17 protein-coding genes are annotated in these 17,997 nt (G+C 63.8%); 7 read left to right on the top strand and 10 right to left on the bottom strand.

Going from position 1 to position 17,997, the window contains the following annotated elements; genetic code table 11:
- Nucleotides 1-30 precede the first annotated feature (30 nt).
- From PAN08_RS07455 to PAN08_RS07440, 4 genes are all read right to left on the bottom strand, one after another.
- On the bottom strand, nucleotides 31-1,128 hold the full coding sequence (locus PAN08_RS07455; protein WP_269790810.1) for an acetylornithine deacetylase: 1,098 nt from the start codon (nucleotides 1,126-1,128) through the stop codon (nucleotides 31-33).
- 177 nt (nucleotides 1,129-1,305) lie between these two features.
- Complete coding sequence (locus PAN08_RS07450; protein WP_269790809.1) at nucleotides 1,306-2,496, bottom strand: argininosuccinate synthase; 1,191 nt, start codon at nucleotides 2,494-2,496, stop codon at nucleotides 1,306-1,308.
- A gap of 147 nt (nucleotides 2,497-2,643) precedes the next feature.
- Entirely contained in the window at nucleotides 2,644-3,654 is a 1,011-nt protein-coding gene (locus PAN08_RS07445) for an N-acetylornithine carbamoyltransferase (RefSeq protein ID WP_269790808.1), read from the bottom strand.
- A gap of 301 nt (nucleotides 3,655-3,955) precedes the next feature.
- Nucleotides 3,956-4,525 (bottom strand): hypothetical protein, encoded by a 570-nt coding sequence (locus PAN08_RS07440; RefSeq protein WP_269790807.1) that lies wholly within the window; start codon nucleotides 4,523-4,525, stop codon nucleotides 3,956-3,958.
- 170 nt (nucleotides 4,526-4,695) lie between these two features.
- On the opposite strand from PAN08_RS07440, the gene cysS reads away from it, so the two are divergent.
- The 3 genes from cysS (at nucleotide 4,696) to PAN08_RS07425 (ending at nucleotide 7,943) form a co-directional block, all read left to right on the top strand.
- The gene (gene cysS, locus PAN08_RS07435) at nucleotides 4,696-6,063 is read left to right on the top strand and encodes a cysteine--tRNA ligase (RefSeq protein ID WP_269790806.1); all 1,368 of its coding nucleotides are present in this window, start codon (nucleotides 4,696-4,698) and stop codon (nucleotides 6,061-6,063) included.
- A 198-nt stretch (nucleotides 6,064-6,261) separates the two neighbouring features.
- Complete coding sequence (locus PAN08_RS07430; RefSeq protein ID WP_269790805.1) at nucleotides 6,262-6,702, top strand: SufE family protein; 441 nt, start codon at nucleotides 6,262-6,264, stop codon at nucleotides 6,700-6,702.
- Nucleotides 6,699-7,943, top strand: a complete 1,245-nt coding sequence (locus PAN08_RS07425) for an MFS transporter (protein WP_269790804.1) — start codon at nucleotides 6,699-6,701, stop codon at nucleotides 7,941-7,943. The genes PAN08_RS07430 and PAN08_RS07425 overlap by 4 nt, the downstream gene beginning before the upstream one ends.
- 253 nt (nucleotides 7,944-8,196) lie before the next feature.
- On the opposite strand, the gene dksA is transcribed toward PAN08_RS07425, so the two are convergent.
- Nucleotides 8,197-9,303, bottom strand: a complete 1,107-nt coding sequence (gene dksA / locus PAN08_RS07420) for an RNA polymerase-binding protein DksA (protein WP_269790803.1) — start codon at nucleotides 9,301-9,303, stop codon at nucleotides 8,197-8,199.
- A gap of 262 nt (nucleotides 9,304-9,565) precedes the next feature.
- On the opposite strand from dksA, the gene yidD reads away from it, so the two are divergent.
- From yidD to PAN08_RS07405, 3 genes are read left to right on the top strand one after another with little or no spacing between them, the layout of a single operon-like run.
- Complete coding sequence (gene yidD, locus PAN08_RS07415; RefSeq protein WP_269790802.1) at nucleotides 9,566-9,838, top strand: membrane protein insertion efficiency factor YidD; 273 nt, start codon at nucleotides 9,566-9,568, stop codon at nucleotides 9,836-9,838.
- 1 nt (nucleotide 9,839) lies between these two features.
- The gene (locus PAN08_RS07410; protein ID WP_269790801.1) at nucleotides 9,840-11,186 is read left to right on the top strand and encodes a dihydroorotase; all 1,347 of its coding nucleotides are present in this window, start codon (nucleotides 9,840-9,842) and stop codon (nucleotides 11,184-11,186) included.
- On the top strand, nucleotides 11,186-12,037 hold the full coding sequence (locus PAN08_RS07405; RefSeq protein ID WP_269790800.1) for a M23 family metallopeptidase: 852 nt from the start codon (nucleotides 11,186-11,188) through the stop codon (nucleotides 12,035-12,037). The genes PAN08_RS07410 and PAN08_RS07405 overlap by 1 nt, the downstream gene beginning before the upstream one ends.
- A gap of 602 nt (nucleotides 12,038-12,639) precedes the next feature.
- Here the strand turns inward: PAN08_RS07405 and PAN08_RS07400 are convergent.
- From PAN08_RS07400 to efp, 5 genes are all read right to left on the bottom strand, one after another.
- Nucleotides 12,640-13,323, bottom strand: coding sequence for a squalene/phytoene synthase family protein (locus tag PAN08_RS07400; protein ID WP_269790799.1), 684 nt, complete (start codon nucleotides 13,321-13,323; stop codon nucleotides 12,640-12,642).
- Between the two features lie 23 nt (nucleotides 13,324-13,346).
- Nucleotides 13,347-14,036: a phosphoglycolate phosphatase gene (locus PAN08_RS07395; protein WP_269790798.1), complete on the bottom strand. Its 690-nt coding sequence runs from the start codon at nucleotides 14,034-14,036 to the stop codon at nucleotides 13,347-13,349.
- A complete protein-coding gene (ubiG, locus tag PAN08_RS07390) occupies nucleotides 14,033-14,755 on the bottom strand; it encodes a bifunctional 2-polyprenyl-6-hydroxyphenol methylase/3-demethylubiquinol 3-O-methyltransferase UbiG (RefSeq protein ID WP_269790797.1) in 723 nt (240 codons plus the stop codon). Before ubiG ends, PAN08_RS07395 begins: the two co-directional genes overlap by 4 nt.
- Nucleotides 14,756-14,797: 42 nt before the next feature.
- Nucleotides 14,798-16,147: a TRZ/ATZ family hydrolase gene (locus tag PAN08_RS07385; RefSeq protein WP_269791203.1), complete on the bottom strand. Its 1,350-nt coding sequence runs from the start codon at nucleotides 16,145-16,147 to the stop codon at nucleotides 14,798-14,800.
- A gap of 111 nt (nucleotides 16,148-16,258) precedes the next feature.
- Nucleotides 16,259-16,825, bottom strand: a complete 567-nt coding sequence (gene efp / locus PAN08_RS07380; protein ID WP_269790796.1) for an elongation factor P — start codon at nucleotides 16,823-16,825, stop codon at nucleotides 16,259-16,261.
- A 100-nt stretch (nucleotides 16,826-16,925) separates the two neighbouring features.
- On the opposite strand from efp, the gene epmB reads away from it, so the two are divergent.
- On the top strand, nucleotides 16,926-17,984 hold the full coding sequence (gene epmB, locus PAN08_RS07375; protein ID WP_269790795.1) for an EF-P beta-lysylation protein EpmB: 1,059 nt from the start codon (nucleotides 16,926-16,928) through the stop codon (nucleotides 17,982-17,984).
- The last annotated feature ends 13 nt before the right edge of the window (nucleotides 17,985-17,997 follow it).

The raw sequence follows: 17,997 nt of genomic DNA, 5'->3' as shown, positions 1-17,997 counted from the left end.
GCCGGCGGTGAACCGCCGGGCCACTGCGGCTCAGGCGCCGCGTTGCAGGATGCTGTGCACCGACTCAACGTAACGCTGCAGTTGCTCCAGCGTGACGAACTCATCAGCGGTGTGCGCCTGGGCGATATCGCCCGGGCCGTACACCATCGTGGTGTAACCACCGGCCGAGAACAGCGATGCCTCGGTCCAGAAATCGACAGCGTTACCGATGGGCAGGCCCAGTTCGTCGGCAACGTCGCGTGCCGCCAAACGGCGCTCTTCAGCGCGCGCGATATCACCCGACGGCAGGCTCGGGCCACGGAAGGTTTCTTCGAAATGCGCAGCCTGCGGCTCGGCGAACCCCGCAAAGGTGCCAAGCAGCGCATCGATATCCATCGACGGCAGCGGACGGAAGCCAAAACGCAGTTCTGCTTCCGGTGCAATCATGTTGGCCTTGATGCCACCTTCGACGCGGCCGATGTTGAAGCGTAGGCCGGTCAACCCGCCAAAGCGCGCATGCGCAAGCGACTCGACATGATCCAGCGCCTTGCCCCCCCAGCGCATCGCCTGATGCAACGCACTGGCGGAAGGATCCTGCTTGCCGGAGGCATGCCCGGCACGCCCCTGAAATTTCATCAGCACCGAGCTGATGCCGCGATGCGCGAGCACCGCCTCGCTCATGGTGGGCTCGGCCACGATCACCGCTTCATACGGAATGCCACGGGCAAGGAACGCCGCGATGCAACGCGGATCATTGGCTTCTTCATCACTGGAAAACAGAAACGCCGCGTCGCCGTCGGTGACATTGGCAGCGGCCACCAGTGCAGCAGCTGCGCCCTTGATGTCGCAGACGCCCAGGCCGACCACGCGGTCGTCCAAGCGACGCATCACATGCGGATTGGCCGACCAGTGCGGGGAATCCGGCACGGTATCCAGGTGCACGTTGAACAGGTATTTCGGCGTACCGCGCACCGCGTAGAAACTGACCGCACCGGCGCCGTGGTCGATCACCTCGACGTTGAAGCCCGGCAAGTTGTCGCGCAGGTAATCGAAGATGCCACCGGTGGTGATCGCACGCGGTGGATTACGGGTATCGAAGGACACCAGGGCTTCAAGGTGCTGCAGGGTGGATTCGAGCAAATTGGACATGGTTTCGACTGGCAGCAGTGGTGAACAGATTCCCTTCCTCCGCGAGCGAGGGAAGGTGTCCAGAGGGCGGATGGGAGAGCTTCCGGCTGTATCAGCGAAAAGCTCCCCTCACCCCAACCCCTCTTCCGCACGCGGGAGAGGGGCTTTAAGCAGCCCGCAGGTGCGGACCGTTCTCGCTCAGCGATTGACCTGCGCGTACAGCGTCGAGCTCATACCGAACAGCTTGATGAAGCCTTCCGCTTCTTCCACGCCCCAGTCCGCCGACTGCGCGTAAGTTGCGCCCTTGGCATTGAGGATGTGCGGCGACCGCACGGCCACCGCATCCACGCGGCCACCACGGGTTTCCAGCACCACTTCGCCGGTCACCTTGGCCTGCGAGGCCTTCAGGAAGGCTTCGATGTCGGTCTTGAGCGGGTCGTGGTAGAAGCCTTCGTACACCAGCTCTACCCACTTGCGCGCGACTTCCGGCTTGAAGCGATTCTGCTGCTTGGTCAGCACGGTGTCTTCCAGCGCGCGATGCGCGGCCAGCAGTGAAACCAGGCCCGGCGCTTCAAATACGATGCGTCCCTTCAGGCCGATCACGGTGTCGCCGGTATAAACACCGCGGCCCACGCCGTACTGCGCGAACAGCTTGTTGAGCTTGGCCAGTATCTGTTCACCCGGCAGCGCCTTGCCGTCCAGCTCGACAGCCACGCCCTCGACGAACTTCAAGGTGACGGTCAGCGGCTCGACCGGCCATGCACTGCGAGGAGCGCACCAGCCACGTGCACCTTCGCCCGGGGCCTCCCACTTGTCGATCTCACCGCCGGACATGGTCAGGCCCAGCAGGTTCTCATTGATGGTGTAAGCCTGCTGCTTGGCACGCACGCCGAAGCCACGTGCTTCGAGGTACTTCTGCTCGTAAGCGCGGGTCTGCGTGTGTTCTTTCTGGATTTCGCGGATCGGCGCGACGATCACGTAGTCGCCCTGCGCCTTCACGGCCAGATCGAAACGCACCTGGTCGTTGCCCATGCCGGTGCAGCCGTGGGCGATGATGTTGGTGCCCAGTTCGGCGGCGCGCTTGAGTGCGGCATCCACGATCAGGTAACGGTCGGATACCAGCAGCGGGTACTGGCCCTGGTAACCCTCGCCCGCCCATACGAACGGCTTGACGAAGCCTTCCCAGATTGCCGGGCCGCCATCGACCGTGACGTGGCTGGTAACACCCAATTCGGCAGCACGCTTCTCGATGAAATCACGCTCATCGGCATCCACGCCGCCAGTGTCGGCGAACACGGTGTGCACGTTGTAACCACGCTCCTGCAGGTATGGCACACAGAAGCTGGTGTCGAGGCCGCCGGAGAAGGCGAGGACGATGTCTTTGCTCATGGGAAAGAACTCTCTGCTCTTGATCTTTGAGCCCCTCTCCCTCCTGCGGAGGGATTGGGGAGGGGGTAATACGTTGAGTGATGCATGGGACGAGGAGCTCTTCCTCACCCCAGCCCTCGCCCGCCAGCGGGAGAGGGATTTGAATGCTTACTTGCCAGCCAGCGCGGCCATGATCGCCTTCTGTACGTGCAGGCGATTCTCCGCCTCATTGATGGCAATGCACTGCGGCGAATCCATCACGCCGTCGGTAGCCTTCACGTTGCGACGCAGCGGCAGGCAGTGGCTGAACACGCCATTGTTGGTCAGCGCCATCTTGGCCTCGTCAACGATGAAGTGCTGGTACTGGTCGCGAATCGGCTTTTCCGGCTCCCAGTTACCGAAGAACGGCAGCGCGCCCCAGCTCTTGGCGTAGACCACGTCAGCGCCGGCATAGGCGCTGGCAATGTCATGACTGACCTGCAGCGAACCACCGCTCTCGGCTACGTTCTGCTCGGCCCAGCCCATGTAACGCTCGTCAAGGATGTAGTCCGGCGTCGGGCACAGCAGGGTCACATCCATGCCCATGCGCGTGGCGATGGTCAGCGCCGAGTTGGCCACGGCGGTGTTCAGCGGCTTGGGGTGGTAGGTCCAGGTCAGCACGTACTTCTTGCCGCGCAGGTCCGTGGTGCCGAAATGCTCCTGCAGCGCCAGGATATGCGCCAGCTCCTGGCAGGGATGGGTGATGGTCTCCATGTTGATGACCGGCACCGGCGAATACTTGGCAAAGCTCTTGAGCACGATGTCCTGGCGGTCGTACTGCCAGTCGACAAACTTCGGGAACGCGCGCACGCCGATCAGGTCGACATAACGGCCGAGCACCTTGGCCACTTCAGCGATGTGCTCTTCGGTGTCGCCATCCATCACCGTGCCGAGGTTGAACTCGATCGGCCACGCATCCTTGCCCGGCTGCAGCACTACCGCATGGCCGCCCAACTGGAACGCACCCAGCTCGAAGCTGGTGCGGGTACGCATGGAGGGGTTGAAGAACACCAGGGCGATCGACTTGCCCTTGAGGTCATCGCCCAGCTTGTTTTGCTTAAACAGCGTCGCCTGCGTGAGCAGCGCGTCGAGGTCCTCGCGGCTCCAGTCCTGGGTGTTCAAGAAATGCTTCAGAGACATCAATCCATCCTTTGCTGCGGAATGTCGCCGTTACCGGCGGTTGGATGCGCCAAGGCGCGACTCATTGCGTTTGAAACTTTCAGAAACCAAAAACGAAAAAACCCAGCCTGGGCTGGGTTTTCTGAACAGACAGCACGAAGCCCCGGTCACCCAGCGAATATGTGGGATTCCGGTCGGCGGGCACGCGACGTCATGCCGGAGGCCATCCGGGCGGTGCTGGTTGCGTGCTGGAAGCTGTTGGCTTTCATCGTCGCGCATACTCGCACGCACCCTGCCGGTGCGCAAGTGTCGCAGCGCAACATCACGGAGTGGCCGACGCGGCGTCGAACGATTGGCCGATATCCGGGGTGATCGACACCCGCAGCTTCAGACGGTTGCCCGGATCTTCCGGCAGTCGCGAACGGAACTTGATGCCCTTGTAGACGTAGTCCACGTCATAGGCGATAGGCCGGCGGAACTCACGCCCCACTTCCACCACCTTGCACTCGGGGGTCAACATCCCCGAGCCGCCAGCGGCATGTCGGGGCTGCGCATCTTCACCACTGACGACTTCGTCCGCTTCTTCTTTCCCGCCGCCGAAAATGCCTTTCACCGAGTCCCAGAAGCGGCGCATGCCGCCGCGATCCTCGCCGTTCTCGCCCTTGACCTGCACCGGCGCCAACGTGCGCGTGGAGACCGGCTCGCAATGTTCCTCGGTACGCGTGGCGCGCAGTGTCTGGAACACTGGCTCGACATTGAGCACCTGCGCATAGTCGTAGCGGACGTTTTCCACGATAACCACCCGATTGCGCAGATCACTCTCCTGCGCAACCACAACCCCGGGGGCGACGGTACACAGGCAAAGCGTCAACAGCAGCGGAATTGGATTCATCAAGGTCAACAGTACGATGCGGGAGCGAATGGTAGCCAATAGTGTAGGCAGCGCCACGGCCTTGGGGCTGAACCTTACCCGTCCATCCGCATCCTGCACAGCCCAAGAGTGCCCCGTCCGCCCCGGCCCGCTAGAATTGCGGAGTTCGCCTCACCCCCAAACAGATACCCATGACCCTGCGCCTGCACAACAACCTGACGCGGCAGCTGGAGCCGTTCGCTCCGCTCGATGCCTCCGCCCCAACCATGTATGTGTGCGGCCCCACGGTCTACAACTACGTCCATATCGGCAACGCCCGTGGCCCCGTGGTGTTCGGGGTGCTGGCCAACCTGCTGCGGCGGCGCTACGGCGCGCTGCGCTACGCGCGCAACATCACCGACGTTGACGACAAGATCAATGCGGCGGCCAAGGAACAGGGGGTGCCTATCTCAGCCATCACCGGCCGTTTTGCCGCCGCCTACCGGGAAGACATGGCCGCGCTGGGCGTAGTCCCGCCGGATATCGAGCCGGAAGCCACTGCGCACATTCCCCACATCATCGCGATGATTGAAGACCTGATCGCCAGCGGCCATGCCTATGCCGCCGAGGGCCACGTGCTGTTCTCGGTGAGCAGCTTCAAGGGCTACGGCAAGCTTTCGCGCCGCGATCCGGAAGAAATGCTGGCCGGCGCCCGCGTCGAAGTGGCGCCCTACAAGCGCGACGCCGGCGACTTCGTGCTGTGGAAGCCCTCCACCGATGACCTCCCCGGCTGGGACTCGCCCTGGGGCGTGGGCCGCCCGGGCTGGCATATCGAGTGCTCAGCGATGGCGGCCGCGCACCTTGGGCCGACCATCGACATCCATGCCGGCGGCGTCGACCTGCAGTTCCCGCACCACGAGAACGAGATCGCGCAGAGCGAATGCGCTCACGGTGGGCAGACCTTCGCCCGCTTCTGGCTGCACAACGGCATGCTCAACTTCGACGGCGGCAAGATGAGCAAGTCGATCGGGAACATCCAGCGCGTGCACGACCTGGTCCGCCAGCACCCGCCCGAAGCCCTGCGCTATGCGCTGCTGTCGGCCCACTACCGGCAGCCGCTGGAGTGGTCAGACAACCTGATCGAGCAGTCCATCCGCACCCTGGACCGCCTGTACGGCACCTTGCGTGACCTGGTGGATATCGACGCCACGGCGGAAATCCCGGCGGCAGTGGAAGCGGCACTGGACGACGACCTCAATACGCCACTGGCGCTGGCCGAAGTGGCCCGCATCGCCAGCGATGCCCGCAAGGCTGAGGGCATCGAAGACAAGGTCCGCCTCAAGCGCGAACTGCTCGGTGCCGGCCTGGCACTGGGCCTGCTGCAGCAGGCGCCGGCCGCATGGTTCAGCCGTGGCGCTGAGGCTGGCGACGATGCACGTATTCAAGCCCTGATCGACGAACGCCTTGCCGCCAAGCAAGCCCGTGACTTCGTTCGCGCCGATGCTATCCGCGACCAGTTGGCCGCTGAGAATATTGTGCTGGAAGACACCGCGCAGGGCGTGCGCTGGAAGCGGGGATAAAACCCTTGCCCTCTCTCTTGCTTTCGCCGTGAGGGAGAGAGCAGCTTGAAAGCCGCGATTGCGCAGCGCGGCTTCAACTCACACTGCATGAAGCCCCTCCCCTTCACGGGAAAGGGGCTGGGGAGAGGGAGAAAGCCCCCACCCCACAAAGCCCCTCCCAACCTTCGCCGGTGGAGCGGCGCCAAACAGGAACCCACAATGACCGACACCATTTTCCCGCTCGAACCCACCCCCGCCGAAGCACAGGCCACCATTGCCGAGGAGTTCTCCTTCTTTGGTGATTGGTCCGAGCGCTACCAGTACCTGATTGACCTCGGCCGCAAGCTGCCCACCTTTCCGGAAGAATGGAAAAGCGAGGAACACCGCCTGCTCGGCTGCCAGTCGATGGTCTGGATCGTGCCCGAGGGCAATGCCGACAAGCTGGTCTTCCACGCCATCAGTGACTCGGCCATCGTCTCGGGCCTGATCTACTTGGCACTGCGTGTGTATTCCGGGCGCTCCGCCGCTGACATCCTGGCCACCGAGCCGGACTATGTGTCCGCCATCGGTCTGGCCAAGCACCTGTCACCCACCCGCAGCAATGGCCTGGCCGCAATGCTGGCCTTCATTCGCGAAACCGCCAAAGCACACCAGCAGTGAGCGTAACGAAAGACAGTTCCAGCGCCGCAGCGCTGCTGCGGCAACCCGGTTTTGCCCAGCTGCTGATGTACCGAATTGCGGCGATGCTGTCTTATCAGATCGTCGCGGTCACGGTTGGCTGGCATATCTATGAAATCACCCGCAATCCGTTCTCGCTTGGCCTGATCGGCTTGGCCGAGGTGCTGCCGTTCTTCTGCGTGGCGCCGTTTGCCGGCTATCTGGTCGACCACCTGCCACGCCGCAAGCTGGGCATGGCCGCCACCTTGGGGCTGATTGCCACCGCTCTGGTGCTGGTTACCGTGGCGATGGGCTGGTTGCCGATCAAAGGCGTCTGGCCGATCTATGTAGCCATTGCGCTGACCGGGATGGTCCGCGCGTTCCTGTCGCCGATCTACAACGCCTTGTTCGCACGCGTCCTGGCCCGCGAGCAGTTCGCGCGCGGTGCCGGCTTCGGCAGCGTGGTGTTCCAGGCCGGCATGGTCATTGGCCCGGCACTGGGCGGCGTGCTGGTTGCCTGGGGCGGCAAAGGGCTTTCATATGGCGTGGCCGCCGTCATGGCGACACTGGCGCTGGCGGCACTGGCCTGGCTCAAGGTGAGCGAACCGCCGCCACCGCAGACCCGCGCGCCAATCTTCGCCAGCATTGCCGAGGGCGCACGCTTCGTATTGTCGAACCAGATCATGCTCGGCGCGATGGCCCTGGATATGTTTTCGGTACTGCTCGGTGGCGTGGTGGCAATGCTGCCAGCCTTCATCCAGGACATCCTGCATTACGGTCCGGAAGGCTTGGGCATCCTGCGCGCGGCACCCGCGCTGGGGTCGATCTGCGTTGGCGTGTGGCTGGCGCGACGCCCGTTGCAGCGCAATGCCGGCCGTGTGCTGTTGTTCGCGGTGGCCGGCTTTGGCCTGTGCGTGATCGCCTTCGGCCTGTCGCACAGCTTCTGGCTGTCGGCGGCGATCCTGTTGTTCTATGGCGCCTGTGATGGCGTGTCCGTGGTGGTGCGTTCGACCATCCTGCAACTGGCGACCCCGGATGAAATGCGCGGACGAGTGTCCTCGATCAACGGCATTTTCATCAGTTCGTCCAACGAACTGGGCGCGTTCTATGCCGGAACAATGGCACGGCTGCTGGGACTGGTGCCGGCGGTGGTGATCGGCGGCTGTGCCGTGCTGGGCGTGGCGGGTGTCACCGCATGGAAGGCGCCGCAGCTACGGCGGTTGAATCTGCGCGACCTGCAGTAGAGGCTTACCCCTCATCCGCCCCTGCGGGGCACCTTCTCCCGCCAGCGGGAGAAGGGAAAGACGGACACCGTGGCATCTGACAGACAGCAGTGCAGTCCAAGGGACGCAGGAATGCCCTCCTCTTCCGTAGACCAGAGCACGTGCCCGAAGCGCGATGACGGGCTAGTACCCAACCAGAAAATTCCTTCGGAATCCCTAGAAAAACAAAACCCCGCCAAGGCGGGGTTTTGCATTGCTCGGTAGAACCGGACGATCAGTCGCCCTGCTGCTTCTGCAGGTGCTCCCAACGCTCTTGCGCATCGATGGTGCGCTCGGCGGTGAGACGGGCTTCCAGGCGATCCAGGCCGATTTCTTCGCCGGTATCGACGCAGAAACCATAGTCGCCTGCTTCCACACGCTTGAGCGTGCTGTCGATCTTGCCGATCAGCTTGCGATAACGGTCGCGGGTACGCAGTTCCAGCGAGTTTTCGGTCTCGCGGGTTGCACGCTCGGCTTCATCACCGATATCACGCACTTCCTCACGCAGGTTCTCGATGGTCTGCTTCGATTCCTCGACCAGATCACCACGCCATTGCAGCAGGCGCTGACGGAAGTACTCCTGCTGCAGCGTGCTCATGTATTCCTCATCCGCCGTCGGCTTGTAGCCGGCAGGCAGGATCGGGCGGCCGGAGGCCTCGTCGGTCTTGTATTCAACCACCTTGTACTTGCTGCGCGGCGCCGGAGCGGACGAACGAGCGGTTACGGCGACGGCCACCTTGCCAACCGGGCGAACAGCAACCGGAGCGGTGGATTTGACGGGTGTTTTTGCGGGGGATTTCGAAACAGGCACGGGCTTCTTGGATTGCGGGGCCTTGGCCGCCGGTGTCGGTTTGGCAGCGACCGGCTTGACGGCCGGAGCTGGAACCTTCTTGGCGACTTCAGCCGGGACAGGCTTGGCCGTCACCGGCTTGACGGCCGGCTTCGGTACGGACTTGACCACGGAAGGGGTGGCGGGCGTCTTGACGACTTTGGCAACGGATTTCTCCGCGACCTTCTTCACCACCGGCTTGGCTGCAGGCTTGACGGCCTTGGCCACGGGTGCAGTTTTCTTGGCAGGCGCAGCAACCGGCTTGGTCACTTTGCTGACAGGAGATTTTTTGGCCACCGGAGCCGCCGGCTTGGCAGCAACCTTCTTGACGACGGCCGGCTTGGTCGCTGCCTTCTTGGCAACCACCTTTTTGGCAGGGGCCTTGGTTGCCGGCTTTACAGCCTTGGCAACGGGCTTGCTCACAGCCGGCTTGGACACCGCCTTCTTGACAACGGGCTTGGCGGTCTTCTTGGCGACCTTGACGGCCTTCTTTGCAGGTTTTTTAGCAGCCACGAAACGCTCTTCCTTGTTTCCCCCGGGGCCCGGGAAAGCGGGCCTTTATAGCCTACCCGACCAGCAGCAGCAACCGCGCCGGACCCCGTTGCCTGAACGGATGCCCGACCCGCGCTGCGAGGGTCCGGTGGCGTCACCGGACCGTTGTACGCAGTTCGGAACGTAACCAAGCACGGCATCCGCACCTGGCCGGCAGCGGGAAAGCCCAAAAGCTTTACCGGCACCGTCCCGCATCGTGCGACAAATCCAATGGCAATGCCAAGTGGCTTATCATTCTTGCGTGATCGGCCGCCTACTCATTGCCGTACTGCGCTTCTACAAGCGCTTCATCAGCCCCCTGCTCGGGCCGCGCTGCCGTTTTGTTCCCAGCTGCTCCGAATACGGGATGGAAGCCATCCGCGTACACGGCCCGTTGCGCGGCTGCTGGCTTACGCTGCTGCGGCTGGGCCGTTGCCAACCGTTCCACCCCGGTGGTTTCGACCCGGTGCCCGAGCGCCCAGACGCTTCTTCTTGCCGCTGTACAGGAAAACACTGACATGTCCCCCACGCTCATCACCAATGCCCGCATGGTCAATGAAGGCCGCACCTTCGACGGCGACCTGCGCATCGAGAACGGCCGCATCGCGCAGATCGGCACCGGATTGACGCCGCGCGACGGCGACGAGGTGGTGGATGCCGCCGGACGCTGGTTGCTGCCCGGCATGATTGATGACCAGGTGCACTTCCGCGAACCGGGCCTGACCCACAAGGGCGACATCGCCAGTGAATCGGCCGCTGCCGTGGCCGGTGGCCTGACCAGCTTCATGGACATGCCCAACACCAACCCGCCGACACTCGACTCGACCATCCTCGAAGCCAAGTACGAGCTGGCCAAAGGCCGCGCCTGGGCCAACTACGGCTTCTACCACGGCGCCAGCAACGACAACCTTGACGCCATCCGCGCACTGGACCCGAAAAAGGCACCGGGCGTGAAAGTATTCATGGGCGCCTCCACCGGCAACATGCTGGTGGACAACCCGGAAACGCTGGACGCGATCTTCCGCGAATGCCCCACGCCGATCATCACGCACTGCGAAGACACGCCGATGATCGACGCCAATCTCAAAGCGTTCCAGGAAAAATACGGCGATGCGCTCACCCCGGAAATGCACCCGGACATCCGTTCGCGCGAAGCCTGCAAGAAGTCCACCCTGCTGGCATTGTCGCTGGCCCGCAAGCACGGCACCCGCCTGCATGTGCTGCATATTTCGACCGCCGACGAGCTGGAACTGTTCGAGAAAGGCCCGCTGATCCGCGCCGACGGCAGCCGCAAGCAGATCACCGCTGAAACCTGCGTGCATTTCCTGCATTTCGCCCGCCCGGACTACGCAACCAAGGGCAACCTGATCAAGTGCAACCCGGCGATCAAGGACGTGGCCGACCGCGAGGCGATCATCGCCGCGCTCGCCAACGACGTGCTCGACGTACTGGCCACCGACCACGCCCCGCATACCTGGGAAGAGAAGCAGAAGCCTTATGCGCAGGCGCCGTCCGGTCTGCCGCTGGTTCAGTACGCACTGGTCGCTGCATTGGAGCGCGTGCACGAAGGCAAGCTGACCCGCGAACAGGTGGTGCAGAAGTTCGCCCACGCGCCGGCGCAACTGTTCGACGTGGAGGAGCGCGGTTTCCTGCGCGAAGGTTATTTCGCTGATCTGGTGCTGGTCGAAGACGTGCCATTCACGGTCAAGCGCGAGGACGTGCTGTCCAAGTGCGGCTGGTCCCCGTTTGAAGGCACCACCTTCCGTTCGCGCATCGCCTCCACCTGGGTCAACGGCCAGCAGGTGTGGGACGGCAACAAGCTGGTGGGCGCACCCGCCGGCCAGCGCATGACCTACGACCGCTGATGCGTACGGTCTTGATGTTTGGGGCGCTGCTGCTGGCAGCGCCACTCCTCCCCGCACCGTCTGCGCAAGCGCAGGACGGCATTGGCGATCTGGTCGACAACCGCATCGTGTTCCCCACCAGCGTCTCCCAAGGCGCGATGGTGATCGGCAAAGTGCCGGCCGGCAGCAACGTCCGTTATGGCGGACGCGAACTGCGCGTGAGCGGCTACGGCAGCGTGGTGTTCGGTGTCGGCCGCGATGAGAAAGGCCCCCTGCAGGTCCAGGTGCACCGCCCGGACGGCAGCAGCGAAACCGCGTCGATCGCGGTGTCGCCACGCGACTGGCCGACCGAGCGTGTCAACGGCGTCCCGCCGAAGACGGTGAACCCGCCCCCCGCCATTGCCGAGCGGATCGCACGTGAGCAGGCGCAGGTCACCGAGTCACGCAAACGCGACGACAACCGTACCGATTTCAGCCAGACCTTCCTCTGGCCCGTGCAGGGACGCATCAGTGGCCGCTTCGGCAACGCGCGTGTCTACAACGGGCAGCCGGGCAGCGGTCACTCCGGCATGGACATCGCCGTGCCCACCGGCACACCGGTGAAGGCACCGGCTGCCGGCATCGTCACCTTCGCTGGGCCGGATCTATACCTGACCGGCGGCACCTTGGTGCTCGATCACGGCTACGGCATCAGCTCCAATTTCCTGCATCTATCGCGCATCGATGTGAAGGTGGGAGATCGCATCGAGCAGGGGCAGACCATTGCCGCCGTCGGTGCAACGGGGCGTGCAACCGGGCCGCATCTCCATTGGGGGATGAACTGGTTCGATACGCGGATTGATCCGCTGCTGGTGCTTGAACGCGGAAAGTAAAAGCCGCCGGTTCACCGTCAAGGGCGCGCGGCGGCGCGCTCCGACATTGGCACATCTGAAAATTTGACTTGGCGCGGTTCGATACGCGGATTGATCCGCGGATTGATCCGCTGCTGGTGCTTGAACGCGGAAAGTAAAAGCCGCCGGTTCACCGTCAAGGGCGCGCGGCGGCGCGCTCCGACATTGGCACATCTGAAAATTTGACTTGGCGCGGTTCGATACGCGAATTGATCCGCTGCTGGTGCTTGAACGCGGGAAGTGAAAGCCGCCGGTTCGCCGTCAAGGGCGCGCGGCGGCGCGCTCCGACATTGGCACATCTGAAAATTTGACTTGGTGTGGTTCGATACGCGGATTGATCCGCTGCTGGTGCTTGAACGCGGGAAGTAAAAGCCGCCGGTTCGCCGTCAAGGGCGCGCGGCGGCGCGCTCCGACATTGGCACATCTGAAAATTTGACTTGGTGTGGTTCGATACGCGAATTGATCCGCTGCTGGTGCTTGAACGCGGGAAGTGAAAACCGGCGACGCGCCAGGAATCCTGCCCAACGAACGATAGGGAAGGACAAAGAAGCCCCTTCCCTATGTTTGCGACGCCAGGCGGCACATCAGCCGCGGGCAGCCCACCAACTGCGCCACAGCAATGCGACCGGGCGGGGCTGATACTCGCCTCCCTTCATGCGCGCCTGCAGGCGCGCGCGCGCCAGCGATGCGTACAGCCGTCGCGGACGTGGACCGTCGACACGCGATGGCCATGCGGCCAGCAGTTGCTTCTCCCACTGCGTTTCATCGCCCGGAACGCGCGGCACCGCAGCTGCGCCCAAGTCCTGCACACGCTGAGCAAGCATCTGCGTCAGCACGGCATCGGCAGCGCGGGAGGCCTGGGTTTCATCGAAAACCGCCGCTTCCACGTTGGCGACCGCGCTGGCATAAGTGCCAAGCGCATTGCGCGCCTGCACTACATCGGCCGGCTGTTCGCGGGCGTCGATCAGGCTTGGCAGCGCATCGGCCAGTTGATCCCACGGCGCACGTACCGGCTCCAACACCCGCCCCAACGGATGCCGCGACCGCTGCGCCGCCCAACTGCGCAGCTCTTCGCCCCACCATGCCAGCTTGGCATCCTGCGGCGTGGTGTCGCCGGTGGCATTCAAGATGTTGTCGAACTCCTGCAGCAGCGCAAACCACGCCACAACCCGGGCACGATCTCCCTCTGCGACGAAGCGCTCCACGAAGGTCCATTCAGGCCAACGGTCTCGCCATTTGTCCAGGAAGCTATCCAGCGCACTGCTCACGTCATTACCTCTGTTTCGTTGAATCAGGCCGAAGCCCGCTTGGCAGCTGGCCATGCAGCCGCTTGCCAGAGCTGCTGCGGCAGCTCGCATAGATGATCAGCCTGCCACGCCAGCGGGTCGTCGCCGGCGAGGCGATAGCCCCACAGCACCGCGATCGAGGGCATGCCGGCGGCGCGGGCTGCCACGATGTCACGCTCGTCGTCACCCACATACACACAGGCGCTAGGCGCAACGTTGATGCGTTGTGCGGCCACTTCCAGCGGCAGTGGATGTGGTTTCCGCTCGGCCAGTGTGTCGCCGCCGATCAACACCGCACAGCGCTGCTCCCAACCCAATTGCGGCAGGATCAACCGCGCCAGGTACTCGGGTTTGTTGGTGACGATGCCCCAGGTGGTACCGGCCTGCTCCAATTTTTCCAACATCGTTTCGATGCCGTCGAACAAACGCGCGTACTGGCCGATCAGGGCTTCGTAGATGTCCAGAAATTCTGGCACCAGCGCGTGGCGCTCACTCTCAGCCATCTGCGGAAACGCCAATGCCAGCATCGCCCGCGAACCCTTGGAAACTACCGGGCGCAACTGCTCCAGCAGCAACGCCTGCATACCGCGCGCTTCGCGCATGCGGTTGGCGGTGGCAATAAAGTCCGGCGCGCTGTCCAGCAGCGTGCCATCCAGATCAAACAGCACCGCCGCCGGAAACGACGCGGCAGTCATGCCTGATCCGGCTTGACCGCGTAGGCCAGGTAATTGATTTCGGTGCGGCTACTCAGGCGGGCACGGTTACGCCACGGCTCGTAGGCCATGCCGCTGACGTCCTGCAGCTGCAGCTCGGCCTCACGCAGCCACGCACCGAGTTCGGCCGGCTTGATGAATTCCTGGTAGTGGTGCGTGCCCTTGGGCAGCAGGCGCGCGATGTACTCGGCGCCAACCACCGCCACCGCGAACGCTGCCGGGGTGCGGTTGATCGTGGACAGGAACAATTTGCCGCCCGGGCGCAGCAAGCGCTGGCAAGCCACGATGATCGCGCCCGGGTCCGGCACGTGCTCCAGCATTTCCATGCAGGTAACCACGTCGAACGCGCCCGGCTGCTCGGCGGCCAGGTCCTCGGCAGCCTGCACGCGGTAATCCACCTGCACGCCCGATTCCAGACCATGCAGACGCGCGACCTTGACCAGTTCCGGCGCCAGATCAATCGCCGTTACCTGTGCCCCTTCCTTGGCCAATGCTTCGCTGAGCAGGCCGCCACCGCAACCAATGTCCAGCACCTTGGCGCCACGCAGCGGGGCGCGGTCGGCCACGTACTTCAGACGCACCGGGTTGAGTGCGTGCAGCGGCTTCTGCGGACCATCCGCGTCCCACCAGCGGGTCGCCAGCGCGGCAAACTTGTCCAGCTCAGCCTGATCGAAGTTGGTGGAGGTCGAAGATGCACTCATGTCAGTTTCCTCGTAGGGCTGCAATTGCAGCCCATTGCGCCATCAGGCGCGGATGTTGCGGATACGGTTGCGCCACTGGCGTGCGTTGGCGGTAATCGCTTCGACGTCCATGCCGACCAGCTCGCGCTGTACCAGCTTGGGTTTGCCGGCGATCCACACGTCGCTGACCTGGTGACGGCCGGCGGCGTAGACCAACTGCGACAACACATGATGTAGCGGCTGGGTCTCCAGCGCAGACAGATCCACGCAGGCCAGATCGGCCTGCTTGCCGACCTCGATCGAACCAATGCGGTCACCGAAGCCCAGCGCGCGTGCGCCGCCCAGCGTAGATGCCCGCAAGGTGGTGGCCGCGTCCAGCGCGGTGGCGTCATTGGCGACTGCCTTGGCCAGGATCGCCGCAGTGCGGTTCTCGCTGAACATGTCCAGGTCGTTGTTGCTGGCGCAGCCATCGGTGCCGATCGCCAGATTCACACCGGCACGCACCAACGCACAGGCTGGGCAAAAACCGGAAGCCAACTTCAGATTCGATTCGGGGCAATGCACCACGCTGACGCCACGCTCGGCGCACAAATGAATTTCAGCATCGGTGAGCTGGGTCATGTGCACCGCAATCAGGCGGTCGTTGACCAGCCCCAGCCGGTCCAGACGCGCCAGCGGGCGCTGGCCGTACTGCGCGATGGAGTCGGCGATTTCCTGCGCGGTCTCATGCGTGTGCAGGTGTACCGGGATGTCGAGCTGGTCGGACAGCATCCGCACCCGCTCAAAATTGGCATCGTTAACCGTGTACGGCGCATGCGGCGCGAACGCGGTGCCGATCAGCGCGTCGTCGCGCCACTGGTCATGCAGCTCGGTGGCGCGGGCGAAGTATTCGTCGTCAGTCTTGGCCCAGGCGCTCGGGAAATCGATGATTACCGAGCCCACCAGCGCGCGGAAACCGTGTTTCTTGTAGACAGCGGCCTGCACGTCGGCGAAGAAATAATTTTCGTTGGCGCAGGTGGTGCCGCCGCGCAGCATCTCGGCGATTGCAAGGGTGGTGCCATCAGCCACGAACTCCGGGCCGATCACCGCCGCTTCCACCGGCCAGATGTGCTCACGCAGCCAGGTCATCAGCGGCAGGTCGTCGGCGATACCGCGCAACAGCGTCATCGGATTGTGGGTATGCGCGTTGACCAAGCCAGGAATCAGCGCCGCTTCCGGGCGCGAAACCACCTCCCGGGCGGTAAAACGTTCACGCGCAGCGGCCCGCGGCAGTACCGCGACAATCACACCATCACGCACAGCGATGGCATGGTCTTCCAGCACCACCGCATGCGGCTCGACCGGAACCACATAGCCGGCTTCGATCAGAAGGTCACACTGTTCGGGATGTACTTCACTCACTGGACTCACCATCTTCTGCCATGACATTCCAGCGCTGGCGCCGGATGCGAACAAGCGCCGCATCCCCTGCACCCGCAGCCGCTGGCTGTGTGGTGAAGGGTGGCGGCGCCTGCATCGTGCTGCTTACTTGACGCGCGCGGAGTATTCGCCGGAGCGGGTATCAACGCGGATCACTTCTTCCTGGTTGACGAACAGCGGCACGCGAACCACGGCGCCGGTCTCCAGGGTGGCCGGCTTGCCGCCGCCGCCCGAGGTATCGCCGCGCACGCCCGGGTCGGTCTCGGTGATCTTCAGTTCAACGAAGTTCGGCGGGGTGACGTCGATCGGAGCACCATTCCACAGCGTGACCACGCAGGACTCTTCGCCCTTGAGCCACTTCTCGGCGCCGTTCATGCCGGCCTTGTCAGCCTGCACCTGCTCGAAGGTCTCCGGGTCCATGAAGTGCCAATGCTCGCCGTCGCTGTACATGAAGTTCATGTCGGTATCGACCACGTCAGCAGCTTCCATGGTGTCGGTCGACTTCATGGTGGATTCCTGCGTCCGGCCATCCTTGATCAGGCGGTACTTGACGCGAGTGAAGGCCTGGCCCTTGCCCGGCTTGACGTACTCGGTGTCGATGATGACGGCCGGTTGGTTGTTGACCAGGATCTTCATCCCGTTCTTGACGTCGTTCATGCCGTAACTGGCCATGCTGAAGCTCCTGAGGTGGCAAAACCGGCGCTTATGGCGACCGGCCGGATTAGAATGGAACGCCCGCCATCAGGCGGGGCAACTGTTTTTCTGACCGCCAATGATAACCGCAGCCCCCGCCCGCACTCCAGAAAAAGCCGTCCTCACCCTACCCGCTGATCGCTGGCAGGCGCATTGGCGGCAGGCCATCCGCGACCCGTCGCAGCTGCTGGCCGAGCTGGGGCTGGCGCCAGAGGACATGGGGGTTTCGGCCGAGGCACTGGCACAGTTCCCGCTACGGGTACCGCGCGGTTTCGTCGCGCGCATGCGCCATGGTGACCCGGCCGATCCGCTGTTGCGGCAGGTACTGCCCATCAGCGATGAGATGCAGGTCGTACCCGGGTTCAGCTTCGACGCCGTTGGTGACAACCAGGCCAAGAAGGCAACGGGCGTCATCCAGAAATACCGTGGTCGCGCCTTGCTGGTCGCCACTGGCAGCTGCGCCATCCATTGCCGCTACTGCTTCCGCCGGCATTTTGATTACGCCGAGGAGAACGCCGCCAAGGGCGGCTGGCAGGAAGCCGTGGCCGCCATTGCCGCCGACCCAGACATCGACGAGGTCATCCTCAGCGGCGGCGACCCACTGTCGCTGGCAACCTCCAAGCTGGCCGAACTGACCGACGCGCTGGCCGCGATCAGCCACATCAAACGCCTGCGCATTCACAGCCGCCTGCCAGTGGTACTGCCCGAACGGGTGGACGAAGCCCTGCTGCACTGGCTGGCCGCCCTGCCCTGGCCGGTAGCGTTCGTGATTCACGCCAACCACGCCAACGAATTCGATGCCAGCGTCGACGACGCCATGGCGCGCCTGCGCGGCACCGGCGCGCAGTTGCTCAACCAGGCGGTCCTGCTGCGTGGCGTGAATGACGACCTGGCGACACTGGCCGAATTGAGCGAACGCAGCTTTGCCGCCGGGGTGCTGCCCTACTACCTGCATCAGCTGGATCGCGTGCAGGGCGTGGCGCATTTCGAGATCAGCGATGAGCAGGCGCTCTCATTGCATGCCGGGCTGATGGCCCGGCTGTCCGGCTATTTGGTGCCCAAGCTGGTCCGCGAGATCGCCGGCGACACCAGCAAGCGGCCCATGCAGGGCCCGGGTTACGAACTGGCCAGCGCCTGACGCAGACGCCTCC

Source organism: Stenotrophomonas sp. Iso1 (assembly GCF_027497995.1).
Lineage (GTDB): Bacteria > Pseudomonadota > Gammaproteobacteria > Xanthomonadales > Xanthomonadaceae > Stenotrophomonas.
This window is presented reverse-complemented; position numbering and strand designations above follow the sequence as displayed.

What these genes read in the sequence shown, in the direction of transcription:
- PAN08_RS07455 (WP_269790810.1), bottom strand. Translation starts at nt 1,128, where the DNA reads ATGTCCAATTTGCTCGAATCCACCCTGCAGCACCTTGAAGCCCTGGTG.
- PAN08_RS07450 (WP_269790809.1), bottom strand. Translation starts at nt 2,496, where the DNA reads ATGAGCAAAGACATCGTCCTCGCCTTCTCCGGCGGCCTCGACACCAGC.
- PAN08_RS07445 (WP_269790808.1), bottom strand. Translation starts at nt 3,654, where the DNA reads ATGTCTCTGAAGCATTTCTTGAACACCCAGGACTGGAGCCGCGAGGAC.
- PAN08_RS07440 (WP_269790807.1), bottom strand. Translation starts at nt 4,525, where the DNA reads ATGAATCCAATTCCGCTGCTGTTGACGCTTTGCCTGTGTACCGTCGCC.
- cysS (WP_269790806.1), top strand. Translation starts at nt 4,696, where the DNA reads ATGACCCTGCGCCTGCACAACAACCTGACGCGGCAGCTGGAGCCGTTC.
- PAN08_RS07430 (WP_269790805.1), top strand. Translation starts at nt 6,262, where the DNA reads ATGACCGACACCATTTTCCCGCTCGAACCCACCCCCGCCGAAGCACAG.
- PAN08_RS07410 (WP_269790801.1), top strand. Translation starts at nt 9,840, where the DNA reads ATGTCCCCCACGCTCATCACCAATGCCCGCATGGTCAATGAAGGCCGC.
- PAN08_RS07405 (WP_269790800.1), top strand. Translation starts at nt 11,186, where the DNA reads ATGCGTACGGTCTTGATGTTTGGGGCGCTGCTGCTGGCAGCGCCACTC.
- PAN08_RS07395 (WP_269790798.1), bottom strand. Translation starts at nt 14,036, where the DNA reads ATGACTGCCGCGTCGTTTCCGGCGGCGGTGCTGTTTGATCTGGATGGC.
- ubiG (WP_269790797.1), bottom strand. Translation starts at nt 14,755, where the DNA reads ATGAGTGCATCTTCGACCTCCACCAACTTCGATCAGGCTGAGCTGGAC.
- PAN08_RS07385 (WP_269791203.1), bottom strand. Translation starts at nt 16,147, where the DNA reads ATGGTGAGTCCAGTGAGTGAAGTACATCCCGAACAGTGTGACCTTCTG.
- efp (WP_269790796.1), bottom strand. Translation starts at nt 16,825, where the DNA reads ATGGCCAGTTACGGCATGAACGACGTCAAGAACGGGATGAAGATCCTG.
- epmB (WP_269790795.1), top strand. Translation starts at nt 16,926, where the DNA reads ATGATAACCGCAGCCCCCGCCCGCACTCCAGAAAAAGCCGTCCTCACC.